We start from the raw sequence: 17052 nt of genomic DNA, 5'->3' as shown, positions 1-17052 counted from the left end.
CGAGCTAAAAAAACCCCGTCCATGTGACGGGGTTTTTTATGCGTGATCCAAAGGCCTCAGCCTCAACCACAGTTGACCCGGGTCACCACCAGGCCGGCATCAGTGTTCAGGTTCAGGCGATCCGAGCGGTACTCCAGGGTGATCATGTCGTTGGGCTTGAGGAACCGTGCGTACTGCGCGCCTGCGCGTGTACGGGCCTGCTCGAGCAACTCGGGAGAAGCCTTCTTGCCGACGGCGAATTCGGCGGCCGATGCTTCACAACGAGTGTGCCCGGACTCAGCGGCCACAGGCTCCTTTGTCGACCCGGCAGTGCTGCACCCACCAAGGACGACAGCGGCCAACAAGGTTCCGAATGAAGCGAGCTTCCAAGGCATGAAGCCTCCTTTTCAAAATTAAGCAGAGATCGTGCGACAGCCGATTTGGCTTTTGGTTTCAAAACAAATGGCCATTTGCCGTATCAGGTGAACAGCGGGCAAGTCTGCCTCAGCCGGTGCCACTCTTTCACGGGACAATCGTCACCGGATATGAACGACGCTCAATAGATGTCGATGTAGTCGAACGCCGGCTTGGGCCAGTTCTGTTTGAGCGCATTGAAGATCTGCATCACCCAGACCTCGTCGGCGGCAGCCACCTTGCCGACATACCCGGAGCCGGCCGCCCAGGTTTCCAGGCGAAACAGCAAACCTTCTATCTCGGCACCGCCCACCACCCCCGCAGAGATATAGGCAATTCCGGTTTTGCTCACGCGCAACTGGGTATGCACGTTGTCGCTGGCAGACGCCAGCAGCTGACGCACCGCCTCCAGGGTCAGGGCATCAGGCTGGTTCAAATCGATTTGCACGGAGGCTTCCTTGAGCACAGGAAAAGCCGCAGTGTCGCACAGCACTCGCCTGATGCCTAAGTCGGAGTGCCAAACGCCCGGCAACATGGTTAACTCTGCAACGCAGCAAATACCCGCCCAGAGCCCTGCCCTGGCACCCGCCTTATCCGAATTCGTGAGACTTTCATGGCCACCGTGAGTATCGACGCCGACATCAAAGCCAAATGGCCCCAGGGCCAATGCTCCTACAGCCCAGGGAGCCCGGAGGAGCTGGCGATCATTGGCATAGACCTGCTGGTCAAGGAACTGGGCACCCAGTCCGCCCGAGCCTTCATTGAACAAGTCTTCGAGAAATACCCGGCCGACCACCTGGGCGTACAGGACCCGGAACGGGAATAGAACCCCGCAGGCAGGTACCTGCGGGGGCAAGGTTTACTTGAGACGCGCCAGGCGCTCGGTGAGCAAGTCGAAGAAGCCCTGGGCATCGCCGTTCTCAACCCAGAACACGTTCTTTTCCTGCTTCAGGCCGTCGTACCAATCGACGATGGTCTGACCGAAGGTCGGCCCCTCGCGGCTGTCGATGACCATATTGGCTTGACGACCGGTGAACAGCTCGGGCTTGAGCAGGTAGGCAATCACTGTAGCGTCATGCACCGGGCCGCCGGGAATACCGTAGTGCTCCATGTCACCCTTGACGTACTCGTTGAGGATGTCCCCCACCACCTTGCTGGCGTTGTTGTTCAACGCCGCGATCTTCTGCAGCCGCGCATCGCTGGTCAGCACCTTGTGGGTCACGTCCAGCGGCAGATAGGTCAGTTTGACGCCGCTCTTGAGCACCACTTCGGCCGCCTGGGGGTCGGCGAACAGGTTGAACTCGGCCACCGGCGTGATGTTGCCACCGTTGAAGTGCGCACCGCCCATGACCACCACTTCCTTGATGCCCTGGGTGATGTCCGGTGCCTGGATCAGCGCCAGCGCCAGGTTGGTCTGCGGGCCGAGCATGGCGATGGTGATGCTGTGGGGCTTGGCCGCCCGCAGCGTATCGATCAGGTAGTTGATCGCATTGCCCTTGGCCAGAGGCGCCTTGGGCTCGTGCACCGTCACCCCGGAAATGCCTTCCTTGCCATGGATATTCTCGGCATAGATGGGGGTACGCAGCAGCGGCTTGGGCGCTCCGGCGTATACCGGCACCTCCTCGCGCCCCGCCCACTCACGGGCCAGACGCGCATTGCGCGAGGTCTTGTCCAACCGCACGTTGCCCGCCACCGTGGTCAGGGCGCGGATCTGCAGCTCCTCGGGGGAAGCCAGGGCGAACAGCAGGGCTACCACATCGTCGGCCCCCGGATCGGTGTCGATGATCAGATCGATTTTTTCCGCCGCCTGAGCGCCGGTAGCAGTGAGCAGAGACAAAAGCAGCAGACTCCGGAACCAGTGGTGAAACAACTGAGCATAGCGGCGCATGGCGCACTCCTTGTGCAAGATGGAAAAAGGCCCGACAACGGCCTAGAAGGTCACCCCGGCAATCAGGGCGATATTGCAATACGGCTGGCACTCCCCGGTGCGGATCACCGCACGGGCCTGGCGGCTGAGCACCTTGAAACCCTCGTGGTTCATGAGCTGCCGCTGCCCCAGCTCACCACCGGCGGTCATGCCTTCAAGCGCCGCCAGCGGCGTAGGCTGCTTGAGCAGAATTTCTTCGGCCAGCACATGACGCTCCACCTGCATCTCGCTGAGCAACACCTTCAAGGTAGTGAGAAAGTCGGGAACGCCGTGGGTCAGCGCCAGGTCGATCAACTCCACGCCCGGGGGCACCGGCAGGCCGGCATCGCCGATCACCACGATATCGCCGTGGCCCAGGGACGCGATCAAGCGTGACAGGGCAATGTTGAGCAAAGGTGTCTTTTTCATGAAGGGATAAACGCCTGAACGTCGGACAGCGTGGGAATGGAAGGTTGCGCACCGGCGCGCGTCACCGACAGCGCCGCAGCCACCTGGCCAAAGCGGATGGCCTCGGCTTCGCTCTTGCCGGCAGCCAGGGCCGCGGCAAATCCGCCGACAAAGGTGTCCCCGGCCGCCGTGGTATCGATTGCCTTGACCCTGGGCGCCGGGAAATGCTCGAAACGCTGGCCATCGGCAAACAGCGAGCCTTGCGCACCGAGGGTGATGATCACCTTCCCAGCACCCGCAGCGATCAAGCGACTGGCAGCCACTTCAGCGCTCTCCAGGGAGTCCACCGCTACCCCGCTCAAGGCCGAAGCCTCGCTCTCGTTGGGAATCAGGTAGTCGATCGCGCCATACCACTGCGCCGGCAGCGGGCCACTGGCCGGCGCCGGATTGAGGATCACCGTCTTGCCCAGTTCACGCCCGCGCTTGAGGGTGTAGCCCACAGTCGCCAGCGGCACTTCAAGCTGGCAGATGATGACTTGCCCATCCTGCAGCACCCCATCGAACCCGGCGACCTTCTCGGGAGTGAGCTGGCCATTGCCGCCGGCGACGATGACAATCGCATTCTGGCTACTGTCGTCCACCACGATCAGCGCCACCCCACTGGAGCCTTCGACCACACTCACCGCCTGGCAATCGATCTGCTCGGCCAGCAAGGCACCTCGCAGTTGCTCGCCATAGGCATCGTCGCCGACACAGCCGACCATCGACACCTGCGCTCCCAGCCTGGCCGCAGCCACTGCCTGATTGGCGCCCTTGCCACCGGATACCGTGGCGAAGGATTTGCCAATCAGCGTCTCGCCCCCTCGGGGCAGGCGCTCGGCCCGAGTCACCAGGTCCATGTTGAGGCTACCCACTACCACTACTTTTGCTGACATACATCGGTACTCAATCAGTTGGGTTCAGCGGTATTCGGCGAAAGCGCCACCGAGCGGCGCCGTCGACTCCCGCAAGACGATATTCGGCGTAACGATGCGCTGGTCGACCGGCAGCTCCCGGCAGGCGATCCGCCGCAGCAGCAACTCTGCCGCGGTTTCCCCCAGTTGCAGGATCGACTGGCCGACCGTGGTCAGCGCCGGGTAGACGTACCGGCTCATGAGGATGTCGTCGAAGCCGATCACCGAAAGCTCGCTGGGCACGCGGATATTGCGCTCCGCTGCCGCGCGCAGCACCCCGATGCCCATCATGTCGTTGCCAGCGAAAATCGCGCTCGGCGGCTGTCCGCCATCGAGCAACTGCGCGGCTGCGCGATAACCACCAGTGCTACTGAAATCACTTTCCAGGATGCGCTCGGCAGGCGCCTCGACACCGGCCTCACGCAGCGCCTGCTGGAATCCCGCCAGGCGCATCTGCGCCACACTGGTATTGCCCGGGCCGCCGATGCAGGCAATGTCCCGATGCCCCAGCTCCAGCAGGTGTCGGGTGGCCAGGTAGGCACCGTGCTGGTGGTCGATACGCACCAGGTCGGCGTTCACCCCTTCCAGCCCACGGTCGACAATCACCATCGGCGTGCGCACGCCGGCCAGCCCCTGGGCCAGGCCGCTGTCGCCACCGGCCGAGGTGACAATCAACCCGTCGATACGTTTTTCCAGTAATACCCGCAGGTAGTTGCGCTGCTTCTGCGGGTTGTCGTCGGAGTTGCAGAGGATCACGCAGTAGCCGTTGCGTTCGCAATAATCCTCGATCCCCCGAGCCAACTCGGCGAAGTACGGGTTGAGGCTGTTGGGTACCAGCAAGCCGATGGTCGCCGTGGTCTTGGCCTTCAGCGAACGCGCCACCGCGCTGGGCACATAGTCCAGGCGCGCGATAGCGGCCTCGACCTTGACCCGAACTTCCTCACTGACTGGCCGCGTCTTGTTCAGCACATGGGACACCGTGGTGTAGGAAATCCCCGCCAGCGCCGCCACATCCTTGATTGTTGCCATGAATCAAACCCGCCGATTGGCGCGCTGGCTGCGATAAGTGTCCAGCACCACGGCAATCACGATGACCGCACCAGTGATGATGCGCTTGGTCGGTTCGGATGCGCCGATTTGCGCCAGGCCCGCAGCCAGCACGGAAATAATCAAGACGCCAAAGAAGGTACTGATCACCGAACCGCGCCCGCCCATCAGGCTGGTGCCGCCGATCACCACCGCAGCGATGACTTGCAACTCCAGACCGGAGCCCGCGTTCGGGTCTGCCGCTTCCAGGCGAGAAATCTGAAACAGTGCAGCGATACCTGCCAGCAACCCCATCAGGCTGAAGACCAGAATCTTGTAGGGTTTGGGGTTGATCCCCGCCAGACGCACTGCCTCTTCGTTGGTACCGATGCCGATCAGGTAGCGACCGAACACGGTGCGAGTCAGCACCGCCTGGGCCAGGAAAATAATCAGCAGGGCAATGATAAACGACGGCGAAATGCCGAAGGCAATCGGATTCGACAACCAGGCGAAGGCGTCACCGATGTAGGCGGTGCGTGAGCCCGTCATCTGGTAGGCCACGCCGCGGGCCATTTCCAGTACACCCAGGGACACGATGAACGAAGGAATGCGCCAGGCCACGGTGATGGAACCGGTCACCGTTCCCGCCAGCGCCGCGCAAGCCATGCCCAGCAACGCCGCGGGCACCACGCTCCAGCCCCAGCCGAGAATCGCCACGCTGACGGTCGACGCCGCCAGGGCCAGCACCGAGCCCACGGACAGGTCGATGCCACCGATGATCAGGACGAAGGTCATGCCCACCGCCAGCACCATCAGGTCGGGAATCTGGTTGGCCAGGGTACTGAAGGTGTCATAGGACAGAAAATGACTGCTGAGTAGGGAGAACAGCACGATCATCCCCAGCAGCGCCCCCGCCAACCCCAGGTAAGTGCCGAGGCCGTAGTAGTGGCCGCCTCGCTTGCCGCTTGCTGCAGTTTTCATGATGCATTCCTAGGCGCTGCTTCATCGATCAGCGCATCTCGTTTTTGATAGCCGGCAAATGCCGCGGCAAGCAGTTCATCCTGGGTCCAGCTGTCGCGCTCGAAGGTATCGATCAGCCGCCCGGCCGAGAGCACGCCAATGCGATCGCAGATCAGCATCAGCTCGCGCAGGTCGCTGGACACCACCACAAGGGCCTTGCCCTGCCGGGTCAACTCCCCCAACAGGCCGTAGATATCGAACTTGGCGCCGACATCGATGCCACGGGTCGGCTCATCGAACAGCAGCACCGAACAGTCGCGCTCCAGCCAGCGGCCGATCACCACCTTCTGCTGGTTGCCACCGGACAGCTCGCTGACCAGTTGCGCCGGGCTGGAGCTGCGGATACGCATGGCGTCGATCTGGCGCCGCGCCAGATGCTCCTCGTCCTGGCCATTGACCAGGCCGCTGCTGGAAATCGCCGGCATGTTGCCCAGGGCGATATTGGCGCTGATGGACTGGGTCAACAGCAGCCCCTCACCCTTGCGGTCCTCGGTAATCAGGGCGATGCCGTTGGCCACCGCATCCGCTGGCGAGCGGATGCTCACCGGGCGCGCCGGGGTGCCCAGGGCGATGGTGCCGCTGTCGGCGACATCGGCACCGAAGATCAGGCGCAGCAGCTCGGTGCGCCCTGCCCCGATCAACCCGGAAATCCCGAAGATCTCGCCACTGCGGACCTCGAAGGACACATCGCGGACTTTGTCCGAGCGGCTGAGGTTGCTCACCGTCAAGGCCGGCGCGCCGATCCGGCGCTCGCCCAGGTCGATGTGCTCGCCCAACTCGCGGCCCACCATCAGGTTCACCAGTTGCTCGCTGTTGTAGTTGGCCATCGGCTCGACACAGACCAGGCAGCCGTCACGCAATACCGCGATACGCTGGGCAACCCGGGCCAGCTCTTCCAGGCGATGGGAGATATAGATGATCGACACGCCGCGGGCCTGCAGGCGGGTGATCTGCTCGAAGAGCATTTCTACCTCGCGGGACGTGAGCATGGCGGTGGGCTCATCGAGAATCAGCACATGGCAGTCGCCGATCAGGTTACGGGCGATCTCCACCATCTGCTGGTGGCCGATGCCCAGCTCGCCCACCAGGGTGTCGGGGTCGATGGCATCCAGACCGACCTGGGCCATGGCCTCGATCGCCGCCTTGCGCAATTGCCGGCGGCTGATCCAGCCACCACTGCTGGGCAGGTTGTCGAGAAACAGGTTCTCGGCCACCGACAGGGTCGGCAGCAGGTTGAGCTCCTGCATCACCATGCGAATGCCCAGATCCTCGGCCTGGGCGCGACTGCCCGGACGATAATCCTGACCATTGAACTGCATGTGCCCTGTGGTGGGGCTGACCAGGCCACCGATGATCTTCGACAGGGTGCTCTTGCCGGCACCGTTCTCGCCGGTGAGCGCCAGCACTTCACCGCGCAACAGCGTCAGGTCGATGCCGGTCAACACCGGTTGCGCATAAGTCTTGCCGATACCGCTGACCGATAGGACAGCGTTGGCAGCAGAAACTGACATAGGAAACTCTCCATGCGCCCGCCCAACCGGGCGAGCGCCGTTGTACCGCCGCAATGACTACTGAGTGACCAGTTCAACCGGAGTTTCGATCACGCCATTGGTGCCGCTGTCGACTTTCTCGCCCTTGAGGATCTTCAGCGCGGTCTCGATACCGAACACCGCCTGCTTGGCAGCGAACTGATCGGCAGTGGCCAGGACCCGGCCATCCTTGAGCATCGGCTTGATGGCGTTGATGTTGTCGTAGCCCACGACCTGCACCTTGCCTGCCTTGCCGGCAGCCCGGACTGCCGAAACCGCGCCCACCGCCATGCTGTCGTTACCGGCCAGCAATGCCTTGAGGTTCGGGTATTCGCTGAGCATGGCCGAGGCCACACGATTGCCGGCGTCGATTTCCCAGTCGCCCGACTGCAGCGACACCACCTTGATCTGCGCGGCTTCCATTGCATCCTTGAAGCCGGCGGTGCGCTGCTGCGCGTTGGTGGTGGTGGAAACCCCTTCGATGATTCCCACTTCGTCACCGGCCTTGAGCTGCTTGGCCAGGTACTCACCCACCAGACGCGCGCCCTTGCGGTTGTCCGGGCCAACGAAAGGCACGCTGATATTCTTGCTCTTCAGCACGCCGGGGTCGAGCTGGTTGTCGATGTTGATCACCGTGATCCCGGCGTCCACGGCCTTCTTGATCACCGGAACCATGGCCTTGGAGTCAGCCGGGGCAATCACCAGGGCGTTGACCTTGGAGACGATCATCTGCTCGACGATGCGGATCTGGTTGGCGGTATCGGTTTCATCCTTGATGCCGTTGGACACCAGGTCGAAATCGGCGGAATGCTCTTTCTGATAGGCCTTGGCACCATCTTCCATCGTCAGGAAGAACTCGTTGGCCAAGGATTTCATGACCAGGGCGACCTTGGGTTTCTGCGGGGTATCGGCTTGAGCCGAGGAAAAAGGAAGGGCCGCGGATGCAGCGGCGAGAACGGCGACAGCGAGGAGACGTCCAGCAAAGGGCAGCTTCATGGGTTCACTCCGATCTTATGATTATTGTGAGCAGCGTTCGTCAAACGGAACCGCCAGGTAGGCAGCCCCACTGGCCGACGGCGAACCTTGCAAAGATAGACGATTATCCTTGTCCGAAGGCCGCGCAAACGTTTGCGTAAAACGAACTATGCGAACCTCGCCAGCGTTTGTCAACGCTGTTCAAAGTGCGATCAGAGAGAGTGGGTAGCCATCCGCAGCCGGCCACGAGGAGAAAAACCTGCCCGAAAAATGCTCCCGGACAGGCTGATGATTCAGGCAGTGGTGTTCACCAGGCCACCGGAAGACGACTCCTTGGCCAACTCCCGGACCAGGTTGCCAGAGACTTCCGCCAGCGCGCCGTTGGTATCGGCGACTTGCCCTTGAATGGCCATCACTGCCGTCTGCTTGGCCTCAGGGGTTGGGTAGTTGGCGGCCTGGGCGGCAGCCAGTTGCTGTTGCAGCTCGCGAAGTTGCTGCTGCAGCTCCTGCATGCGCTTGAGCAGCATCTTTACCACGATGCCGTGCTTGTCTTCGCTTGGGCTTTCGCTTTCAGACTGTTCGGCCTGCTTGCTGGAGCCGACCCGCAAAGTGCCCGACTCGTCGGTACCCAACGCCGTAGACGCCTGTTCGGCGGCGGCATTACTCAACGCATCGATGGTCGCGGGCGACTTGCCATTGATCAGAATGGCTCCTGCCCCTGGAAATCCTACTGACAGTGACATGGGAACTCCTGGTGAAAAATCCTAGAAGGATCATCGACCGCTGCAGAACAATCTTTAATGGATGAGCGAGAAGTCATCCCGGGACTTGTGACGAGCATTTTCGGATTGCCGAACGCACCACCTTGAAAACGTTCGGAAACCCGGACGCCACATGATTTCTTACGCATAAAAACAGAAATAAAATTGATATAAATCAGTAACTTAAAATAGTCATCCAGCCAAGGTAGCGCTGGTACAGATCCTGCTCCACCCTCGCTGCCCCGGCGCATACAGATCTGCCGCCGGGGTGTTTCTAGATGAACCTGCATCAGCACCGTCTCACTACTAGAGAGAAAATAATGAAATCTGCCTTCAAATCCTTCGCCCCGGGCGCTTTGGCCCTCCTCTTGCTTCTACCTGCAGCCCTGCAAGCCAAAGAAGCTGAAACCCAACAGAAACTGTCCAACGTCGTGGTTCTCGCCACCGGCGGCACCATCGCCGGCGCCGGCGCCAGCGCGGCCAACAGTGCCACCTACCAGGCGGCCAAGGTCGGCATCGAACAATTGATCGCCGGCATCCCCGAATTGAGCCAACTGGCCAACGTGCGTGGCGAGCAAGTCATGCAGATCGCCTCGGAAAGCATCACCAACGAAAACCTGCTGCAACTGGGCCGCCGCGTTGCCGAACTGGCCGACAGCAAGGACGTCGATGGCATCGTCATCACCCACGGTACCGATACCCTGGAAGAAACCGCCTACTTCCTCAACCTGGTGGAAAAGACCGACAAGCCAATCGTTGTAGTCGGCTCCATGCGCCCGGGTACCGCAATGTCGGCTGACGGCATGCTCAACCTGTACAACGCTGTGGCTGTGGCCGGCAGCAAGAACGCCCGCGGCAAAGGCGTACTGGTGACCATGAACGATGAAATCCAGTCCGGCCGCGATGTCAGCAAGATGATCAACATCAAGACCGAAGCCTTCAAGAGCCCATGGGGCCCACTGGGCATGGTGGTGGAAGGCAAATCCTACTGGTTCCGCCTGCCAGCCAAGCGCCACACCATGGATTCGGAATTCGACATCAAGAACATCAAGAGCCTGCCTGACGTAGAAATCGCCTACGGCTACGGCAACGTCAGCGACACCGCCTACAAGGCCCTGGCCCAAGGTGGCGCCAAAGCCATCATCCACGCCGGTACCGGCAATGGCTCGGTGTCTTCCCGTGTGGTCCCTGCCCTGCAGGAACTGCGCAAGAATGGCGTACAGATCATTCGTTCTTCCCACGTCAATGCCGGCGGTTTCGTACTGCGCAACGCCGAACAGCCTGACGACAAGTACGACTGGGTCGTGGCTCATGACCTGAACCCGCAGAAAGCCCGCATCCTGGCCATGGTCGCCCTGACCAAGACCCAGGACAGCAAGGAACTGCAACGCATGTTCTGGGAATACTGACAGCCCCTCTGCTCGACCGGCCCCGGTCGAGCATGCTTGCAACCACTCGCCCGCCCGGGCGGGTGGTTCCCCGCCTTTCCCCCATGCAAAAAAATCTGCTCTCCTCGTGAGACAAATGCATAAAGCGTTGTCAGAGGAACTTCTTGAATTTTAAGCAGTTGCGAAATGCCCTACAGTTAAATACTGTATGCACGTACAGCTTAATAAGGAATGTTCCGTGGCCACGACCCAAACGCCCCTCAGCTCCTACGAACGCCTGGGTGTGCGCATCCAGAAAATCATCAACTCTCCCACCGCACAAAAGGCCAAGGCAGCGCTGATCTTCCGCCTCGCCGATGAGCCACAGGATGAGTGGGAACGCCTGCTGGAGGAGATCGCCGAAAACGATAACGTCACCCTCGCCTACCGCGACGATGGCGGTGTGCAGATTTTCTGGGTCGTGCCGAAGGAAGATTGAGTCGATGAGTGTCCGTTGTTTTGCCCTGCTGTTGCTGTTTCTCGCCTGTTCCGCCCAAGCCGATGCACCCCGCACCTTCAGCGAAGCCAAGAAAGTCGCCTGGAAGCTCTACGCCCCCCAATCCACCGAGTTCTATTGCGGCTGCAAATACAACGGCAACCGGGTGAACCTGGCGGCCTGCGGCTATGTTCCGCGCAAGAACGCCAAACGCGCCGAACGCATTGAATGGGAGCATATAGTGCCGGCCTGGCAGATCGGCCATCAGCGCCAGTGCTGGCAACAAGGCGGTCGCAAGAACTGCACACGCACCGATTCGGTCTATCAGCGCGCCGAGGCCGACCTGCACAATCTGGTACCGAGCATTGGCGAAGTGAATGGTGATCGCAGCAATTTCAGCTTCGGCTGGCTGCCGGAACAATCGGGCCAGTACGGTTCGTGCCTGACCCAGGTCGACTTCAAGGCCAAGAAGGTCATGCCTCGCCCTTCGATTCGCGGGATGATCGCCCGCACCTACTTCTACATGAGCAAGCAGTACGGCCTGCGCCTTTCCAAACAGGATCGTCAGCTCTTCGAAGCCTGGAACAAGACCTATCCAGTACAGGCCTGGGAGCGCCAGCGCAATCAGAGCGTGGCTTGCGTGATGGGGCGCGGCAATGAATTCGTCGGCGCAGTCAACCTCAAGGCTTGTGGCTGAACGCAGATCGCCCGCGGGTGGCGGGCGATCATTGAGCCTATGGAAACGGGCTTACTGCGCGGCTTGATGCTCGATGACCGTGACTTCGATGTCACGCTTCTTGGCCTTGACCAGCTTTTCGGTCACTTCATTCTTCTTCGCCTCGGCCTCGGCCTGGGAAGCAAACGGACCGACCACGACCAGACGCTTGCCGTCCACGGTCACCACATTGGAAATCACCCCGTGCTCGATCAGCCAGCCGGTCAGGTCACTCACCGCCAGGGGGAGCGGGCTGCCCACCAGCACATCCCATTGCGGCTCGGTCGAGGCCGGCTGGGTCTGTACTGCCACCGCCGTGCTCTTGTTCGCTTCGACCCGCTTGCCTTCCCCACAACCGGCCAACGCCAATACCGCCATCATCATCGCTACTGTGCGCACAACCTAACCCCTAGAAAGTCTGAGGTGGCGATTTTAGCACTCATGACCCGAGAGACCTCGTCACAAAATCGGACCGAAACAGGAAGAATGATATTTATTGCCTATGTATAGTTGCGCCTTGGGAATTAATAGATCTTCTGCGCGTCAGAAAGAGGCACCCACTCAGTGGAACTTCGCACTAATCTATACCTAAGACCGACCTCTGCACTGTTTGAATCTGGTGCCCTACAAAGCTATCAAGGAGAAGATCATGCTGATACTCACCCGCAAAGTCGGTGAAAGCATAAACATCGGTGACGACATTACGATCACCATTCTCGGCGTCAGCGGCCAGCAAGTGCGCATTGGTATCAACGCGCCAAAAGACGTCGCGGTACACCGTGAAGAAATCTATCAACGCATTCAGGCAGGCCTGACCGCTCCGGACAAACGCGAAACCCCCTGAACAGCATGAGCACCAGCCTTTTGCCCGCGCACAACGGCTGGCGCAGCGCCTGTCTTGTTTGCCTTGAGCTTTTCCCCGCAGACGGCCCGCACACCCTCGCCCGGTTGCAGCCACAGCAGATTCCCGCCCATCAGACTGTCGTCAACCACTGATTATCGCCCTTTCGCGATAGCGAGCCCGACCGTTGATTCCCGACACACGCCGCCGCTGCATTGCAGGCGGCGCACCGGTGCGGCGGTCAGGCGTCCGCTGCAGGCTCCACAGGCTTGAAGCCCAGGTCCTGGGTAAAGCGCAGCAGGTAACCATCCGGGTCGAGTACCAGCAGGTTCAACTCGCCGTGCAGCAATTCGTCGTGACGGTACCAGCACTCCTGAATCTCTCGACGCAAGGCAATGCCCGCCCGAGCCAGGGCGGATGCCAACTGGCGAATATCCGGGCACTCGATGGACAGGTTCATGCCGCGGCCAAATGGAGCCTGCAAGGGCCCCACGCGCCACTCCGATTCCTGCTGATCATCCTGCTCCAGCATCAGTTGGGCACCATTGAGGGAGAGGAAGGCAAAGAAGTGTTCCGGCCGCTGATACTCCACCTTGAAGCCCAGAAGATCGCAGTAGAAGGCCAGACTGCGCTGCAGGTCGGTGACCAGCATCTCCGGCACCAGGTCATTCATTTGAAACATCGAAGGCTTCCATTGCTCATTGATAGAGCCGCGAGCCTACTCTCAAGCAGCCACGCAGTGCAGCCCCGCTTACCAATGATTACAACTGAGCCCAGGTCACCCCACGCGCCATGCCGCTGGCGGCGATGACCATCAACACCATGAGCAGGGCCTGCACATCGCTGATACGGGCGAACAGCAGCGCCCGCCCGATCTGTGGCGCCCCCCCTCGCCCCAGGGCCATGCGCCAGCGGATCAAGGTCAGCATCGGCAGGATCTCCAGCAACAGGATGATCACGAACAGCGCCATCTTCAGGTGGAACAGCGGCTGGTGCAGGTAATACTCCGCACCCTTGCCATAACCGCCAAAAGCCCGCAACAACCCGGTGATCAACAACACCGCGGCCATCAGCCCCCAGACATTGTCGGCCCGCAACACCTGCCCGGGCGCCGCAGCGCCGCCGCTCAGGCGACGCAATGCCGAAGCGCGCGCCAGTACCCCGGCAAAGGCACTGGCAAACGCCAGCAAATGCACAGCCGCCAGCAACCATTGCTGCAACATCGAGCTCATCTCCGCTTGATTGATCGACACATCCGGGCAGCTCAGTAATAGCTCATAACCCGGGCTGTTGCCGGCCAGCGGAAACGAAAAAGGCGGCTCGCACGGATCGACAACTTCCGCAAGAACCGCCTGGCCACTCAACTTCATCAATGGCCGTCACAACTCAGCCATGACGCTCCTGCAGCACCTTGCTCCACAGGGTGAACGCTACGGATGGCGTCCAGCCCGGGTTGGAGGTGTGCTCCTGAAGGCACAGGTAACGATTGCCTTCGTAAGTCACTCCATCCTCCCTGAGGTAGTGCTGGCTGGTGCGCCACTCGGGAAAGCTCGGATCGACCGCACCGCCTGCGGTCCTGGCACTCACACTGCGACTGGGGAGCGACTCCTGGCCCTGAGTGTCGGTAGCGGTCACAAAATAGCTGTATTGGGTGTCCGCACTCAGCCCCTGATCCTCGAAGCCCGGAGAGGGAGTGCGAGCGACCGCATTGCCGTCGCGGTACAAGGTGTAGAACTCCACCGGCCGCACACTACCGGAAACACCCCAGCTCAGGTTGACGCTGCTGCGACTGGTGCCCAGTACCATCAGGTTTCCAGGAGCACCTGGGCGCTCCGGCTCACCGCCATCGCCATGGATCAGCGGCGCATAGCGATGACGAAACTCCCAGTTGTAGGGCACGCCCTGCCGACTGATGCCGGCATCCCAGTTCACCGACCAGGTCATCAACCCCTTGATGGCGTGACCGGCGCCCTGCAAGCGCTTGAACGCATTGCTCACCGCCGACGGGTCGATCACATAGCCGGTGGCCGCGGCATCGACGTTGCTTGGCAGGCCTATCACCAGCTTGTCCGCGGCAATGCGAGTGAAACCGCGGGTACCGGAGGCCAGGCTTTCGCTCAGGTAGTAGAGGAAATCCTCTTTCATCGCGTCATTGTTCTGGGCGATCCAGGCGCCCTGCCCGCCATTGGCCTCCTGCACCCAGAGCCCGTCGCCTCCCTGGTTATAGAACTGCGGCGCGACAAAGTCGTAATAGCCTTCCAGGGCCTGCAGGTAGGCCACGTACTTGCCATTGCTGGTCAGGTAGGGAAACTCAGGCGCCATGCTGATGATGAAGTGCTTGCCCTGGCCGGCGTAATGATCCTTCACCAGCTTCAAGGCGGCTGGCAGCACACTCTTGTTGTCGGCAAAGTCGATGGCGCTCTGCTCCAGGTCGATATCCAGGCCATCGAAGCCGTAGGTTTCCACCAGACGGATGATTTCGTTGGCCAGGGGCTGTTCGTTGCCCTTGTGCAATTCGATATGGGCATCGGCGCCGCCCAGAGAGATCAATACCGCCCGGCCCTGGCTGTTGAGCACGCCCACCTGGCGCCGGAACTCGGCGTCCGAAAGGTTGTAGGGCTTGAAGGTGGGAATACCGTTGCCCTTCATGAAGGCCACTGCAACCACGTTGTATTCCTTGGGCACGTCCACCAGATCCAGGTTGGCGAATTGCCCCTGCTGGTAGCCGTCGCTGTGACCGGCGGCCCAGTTGTGCCAGAAGCCCATGAGCACCTTCTTGCCGGCAATGCTCGGCATCAGGGAAGCAGCATCTGCGGCCTGACTCTTGATTAATGCAAAATCGATCTTATCCACGTTCTAATCCTTCAGAACTTTCAGAAAATGTTAACTACCTGAAACTTATTTAAAGTCCAGATCGAAAGCCTGATAAAAGCCATTGCCGGTATTGGCAACAATCCACACCAGTACTACAACATGGTGGCCCTTTTTATTTTTGGGCAGCACAACTTCATGATGAGTCTTGGCTTTCAATACCGAACCGAACTTGTCGAATGGCACTTCGGTGTAGAAGTCCTGATAAAAAGCCTGGGGTTCCAGCTGGGCGCGACTGATGCGCTGTTTCGGGTCCCAGCCGTCCTTGGTGATGAACCAGTTATAGCCCCGGGTAACGTGAGGTGCGGTGTATTCCCACTGCACCTGGAACACCTGGCCCGGGTTCACGTTCACCAGCGGCCAAGTGAAGGGCCGGTTGATCTTTTTCGACATTTCCTCGTTGGTGAAGTTGATGCAATCGCGATCATCAACCTTGCCGCCACTGAGAATATGACCATCGGCGGGTGGCGCGACACTGGCCACATCGCTGTCGTAAGGCTTTGGGAAAGGACCGGCGGCGAGGGCCGGAAAGTTTTTCCCGCCTTCCATCTCGTTGACCTGCCAGGTTCCCAGCAGCCCCAGTTCTACCGCTACCGCACCGCGGCTGGACGGAGAAACAACGCGACCATGTTTTAGTTGAGCCTGTGGCTTATTCATATCTTTCACTCCATTGATTAATTAACTACTGCTCCTTATTGAGCACCCTCAACTTAGCGCACTTTTCCCTGCTTTTTTCATCACCACAAAAACTAACCATTCAGGACAATTTACAAAAGTCCGCCCTAGCCCCCTTAATCCCTGGACTTCCTTATTTCAACTGACAGTTTGAAGAGGCAATGTATTACACGCTTTGCTACAGGCTTATTGGGTGTTTCCACAGATCGCCAATAACAGCTGGCCTGACCAGCTGGAAACCCTTCCCCAGAAATGACAAAACCCGGCCGATGCCGGGTTTGTACCTGATAGCGTCAAATGCCAACGCCAGTGACTATCCTCTGCGTTACAGACAGGTCGCTAGCGCCGCCAGGCGGCGCTTCGAGACATAGCTGTCTGCAACCGCATAAAAGTGGACGGTGGTCGTCGCGGCCTCGGCCTTGATATCGACAAAAGTCTCGGCGGAACGGGTATACACGGTGTACCCCCCAGCCTTGCCCGGTTGCAGATAGGCAGCGGCATCGACACCAAAGACCGACTCGTCCTGCCAGGCGAACTGCACACATTGCGCTACCAGTTGATCAGCCTTGGCCGAGGCCAGGGTTTTGTTGGGCGTTCGGGCCCGAGCTTCATCCATGGTAGAGCTCGCACAGCCAGCCAATAGCGCCGCCACCATTACCGCCATCAAAACCCGCATGCTGCCTCCTCGTCCTGAAAACGCGAGAGTATCGCTCAGGCCGCGTTAAAAAGGCGCGCGAACAGCAGAAAAACTCCCCCGCGCCCACTCAGCACTCCGCCAGGGAGGACGCCAGCTGGGCGATCGCCTCCTGGTCCTCATCTCCGAGGTGGCGGTAGTTCTGAATAATGGTGCTTTCATCCAGGCTCAGGCTGCCCTCGGACAAGCGCGAGCGCTCGCCGGTCAACACATAAAGCAGGTCAACGCCGTGGCGCCCGATGGCCATCAGGTAATCCGATTTGGGCACCCGCTCACCGCTCTCGTAACGGCCCTGGGCGTTGGCTTCAACACCGCCAATGGCACCGAATTCCTGCTGGGAGAGCCCCAACGCCTTGCGCTGTTCTTTCAAGCGCTCACCAAAGGTCTGCATAACCATCCTCATTCAACAAGGTGATGGTTTT

22 protein-coding genes are annotated in these 17052 nt (G+C 60.3%); 5 read left to right on the top strand and 17 right to left on the bottom strand.

Going from position 1 to position 17052, the window contains the following annotated elements; translation table 11 throughout:
• Positions 1 to 62: 62 nt before the first annotated feature.
• Both AC1RMG_RS00280 and AC1RMG_RS00275 read right to left on the bottom strand, forming a co-directional pair.
• Positions 63 to 374, bottom strand: a complete 312-nt coding sequence (locus tag AC1RMG_RS00280; RefSeq protein WP_041117049.1) for an I78 family peptidase inhibitor — start codon at positions 372 to 374, stop codon at positions 63 to 65.
• Positions 375 to 535: 161 nt separating this feature from the next.
• The gene (locus AC1RMG_RS00275; protein ID WP_493167866.1) at positions 536 to 841 is read right to left on the bottom strand and encodes a hypothetical protein; all 306 of its coding nucleotides are present in this window, start codon (positions 839 to 841) and stop codon (positions 536 to 538) included.
• A gap of 165 nt (positions 842 to 1006) precedes the next feature.
• Here AC1RMG_RS00275 and AC1RMG_RS00270 point away from each other — a divergent pair, with 165 nt between their 5' ends.
• The gene (locus AC1RMG_RS00270; protein WP_011060413.1) at positions 1007 to 1219 is read left to right on the top strand and encodes a hypothetical protein; all 213 of its coding nucleotides are present in this window, start codon (positions 1007 to 1009) and stop codon (positions 1217 to 1219) included.
• A gap of 33 nt (positions 1220 to 1252) precedes the next feature.
• Here AC1RMG_RS00270 and AC1RMG_RS00265 read toward each other — a convergent pair whose 3' ends face one another.
• The 8 genes from AC1RMG_RS00265 to AC1RMG_RS00230 all read right to left on the bottom strand — a co-directional run bounded on the left by AC1RMG_RS00265 (position 1253) and on the right by AC1RMG_RS00230 (position 8953).
• A complete protein-coding gene (locus AC1RMG_RS00265; RefSeq protein WP_011060412.1) occupies positions 1253 to 2281 on the bottom strand; it encodes a nucleoside hydrolase in 1029 nt (342 codons plus the stop codon).
• Positions 2282 to 2323: 42 nt separating this feature from the next.
• Complete coding sequence (rbsD, locus tag AC1RMG_RS00260; protein ID WP_072451517.1) at positions 2324 to 2728, bottom strand: D-ribose pyranase; 405 nt, start codon at positions 2726 to 2728, stop codon at positions 2324 to 2326.
• The gene (rbsK, locus tag AC1RMG_RS00255; RefSeq protein ID WP_015634921.1) at positions 2725 to 3642 is read right to left on the bottom strand and encodes a ribokinase; all 918 of its coding nucleotides are present in this window, start codon (positions 3640 to 3642) and stop codon (positions 2725 to 2727) included. Before rbsK ends, rbsD begins: the two co-directional genes overlap by 4 nt.
• A 24-nt stretch (positions 3643 to 3666) precedes the next feature.
• A complete protein-coding gene (locus tag AC1RMG_RS00250) occupies positions 3667 to 4689 on the bottom strand; it encodes a LacI family DNA-binding transcriptional regulator (RefSeq protein WP_011060409.1) in 1023 nt (340 codons plus the stop codon).
• Positions 4690 to 4692: 3 nt separating this feature from the next.
• Positions 4693 to 5667 (bottom strand): ABC transporter permease, encoded by a 975-nt coding sequence (locus AC1RMG_RS00245; protein WP_011060408.1) that lies wholly within the window; start codon positions 5665 to 5667, stop codon positions 4693 to 4695.
• Entirely contained in the window at positions 5664 to 7217 is a 1554-nt protein-coding gene (locus AC1RMG_RS00240; protein ID WP_123473679.1) for a sugar ABC transporter ATP-binding protein, read from the bottom strand. The genes AC1RMG_RS00245 and AC1RMG_RS00240 overlap by 4 nt, the downstream gene beginning before the upstream one ends.
• 57 nt (positions 7218 to 7274) lie before the next feature.
• Complete coding sequence (locus tag AC1RMG_RS00235; protein WP_011060406.1) at positions 7275 to 8231, bottom strand: sugar ABC transporter substrate-binding protein; 957 nt, start codon at positions 8229 to 8231, stop codon at positions 7275 to 7277.
• 272 nt (positions 8232 to 8503) lie between these two features.
• Positions 8504 to 8953: a hypothetical protein gene (locus AC1RMG_RS00230; protein WP_011060405.1), complete on the bottom strand. Its 450-nt coding sequence runs from the start codon at positions 8951 to 8953 to the stop codon at positions 8504 to 8506.
• Positions 8954 to 9291: 338 nt separating this feature from the next.
• Between AC1RMG_RS00230 and AC1RMG_RS00225 the strand changes: the two genes are divergently transcribed.
• The 3 genes from AC1RMG_RS00225 to AC1RMG_RS00215 all read left to right on the top strand — a co-directional run bounded on the left by AC1RMG_RS00225 (position 9292) and on the right by AC1RMG_RS00215 (position 11531).
• Positions 9292 to 10380, top strand: a complete 1089-nt coding sequence (locus AC1RMG_RS00225) for an asparaginase (RefSeq protein WP_011060404.1) — start codon at positions 9292 to 9294, stop codon at positions 10378 to 10380.
• A gap of 187 nt (positions 10381 to 10567) precedes the next feature.
• Positions 10568 to 10837 carry a DUF1654 domain-containing protein gene (locus AC1RMG_RS00220; RefSeq protein ID WP_015634917.1) on the top strand — a complete coding sequence of 90 codons (270 nt, stop codon included), beginning with the start codon at positions 10568 to 10570 and terminating at the stop codon, positions 10835 to 10837.
• Positions 10838 to 10841: 4 nt separating this feature from the next.
• Positions 10842 to 11531, top strand: coding sequence for an endonuclease (locus AC1RMG_RS00215; protein WP_011060402.1), 690 nt, complete (start codon positions 10842 to 10844; stop codon positions 11529 to 11531).
• A 51-nt stretch (positions 11532 to 11582) separates the two neighbouring features.
• On the opposite strand, the gene AC1RMG_RS00210 is transcribed toward AC1RMG_RS00215, so the two are convergent.
• A complete protein-coding gene (locus AC1RMG_RS00210; protein WP_011060401.1) occupies positions 11583 to 11933 on the bottom strand; it encodes a hypothetical protein in 351 nt (116 codons plus the stop codon).
• A gap of 265 nt (positions 11934 to 12198) precedes the next feature.
• Here AC1RMG_RS00210 and csrA point away from each other — a divergent pair, with 265 nt between their 5' ends.
• Positions 12199 to 12393 (top strand): carbon storage regulator CsrA, encoded by a 195-nt coding sequence (gene csrA / locus AC1RMG_RS00205; protein ID WP_007920550.1) that lies wholly within the window; start codon positions 12199 to 12201, stop codon positions 12391 to 12393.
• Between the two features lie 238 nt (positions 12394 to 12631).
• On the opposite strand, the gene AC1RMG_RS00200 is transcribed toward csrA, so the two are convergent.
• The 6 genes from AC1RMG_RS00200 to AC1RMG_RS00175 all read right to left on the bottom strand — a co-directional run bounded on the left by AC1RMG_RS00200 (position 12632) and on the right by AC1RMG_RS00175 (position 17021).
• Positions 12632 to 13072 carry a bleomycin resistance protein gene (locus AC1RMG_RS00200; protein WP_125062826.1) on the bottom strand — a complete coding sequence of 147 codons (441 nt, stop codon included), beginning with the start codon at positions 13070 to 13072 and terminating at the stop codon, positions 12632 to 12634.
• A 79-nt stretch (positions 13073 to 13151) separates the two neighbouring features.
• On the bottom strand, positions 13152 to 13613 hold the full coding sequence (locus AC1RMG_RS00195; RefSeq protein ID WP_493168749.1) for a DUF2214 family protein: 462 nt from the start codon (positions 13611 to 13613) through the stop codon (positions 13152 to 13154).
• Positions 13614 to 13776: 163 nt separating this feature from the next.
• Positions 13777 to 15243: a glycosyl hydrolase family 18 protein gene (locus AC1RMG_RS00190; protein WP_015634913.1), complete on the bottom strand. Its 1467-nt coding sequence runs from the start codon at positions 15241 to 15243 to the stop codon at positions 13777 to 13779.
• A gap of 45 nt (positions 15244 to 15288) precedes the next feature.
• Complete coding sequence (locus tag AC1RMG_RS00185; protein WP_011060397.1) at positions 15289 to 15918, bottom strand: lytic polysaccharide monooxygenase auxiliary activity family 9 protein; 630 nt, start codon at positions 15916 to 15918, stop codon at positions 15289 to 15291.
• A 343-nt stretch (positions 15919 to 16261) separates the two neighbouring features.
• Positions 16262 to 16612 (bottom strand): hypothetical protein, encoded by a 351-nt coding sequence (locus tag AC1RMG_RS00180; RefSeq protein ID WP_041117035.1) that lies wholly within the window; start codon positions 16610 to 16612, stop codon positions 16262 to 16264.
• 88 nt (positions 16613 to 16700) lie between these two features.
• Positions 16701 to 17021, bottom strand: coding sequence for a helix-turn-helix domain-containing protein (locus AC1RMG_RS00175; protein WP_011060395.1), 321 nt, complete (start codon positions 17019 to 17021; stop codon positions 16701 to 16703).
• Positions 17022 to 17052: the final 31 nt, after the last annotated feature.

Source organism: Pseudomonas sp. GW822-FHT04H02 (assembly GCF_058800645.1).
Note: the sequence above shows the minus strand (reverse complement) of the source record. Positions and strands in the feature narration are given on the sequence as shown.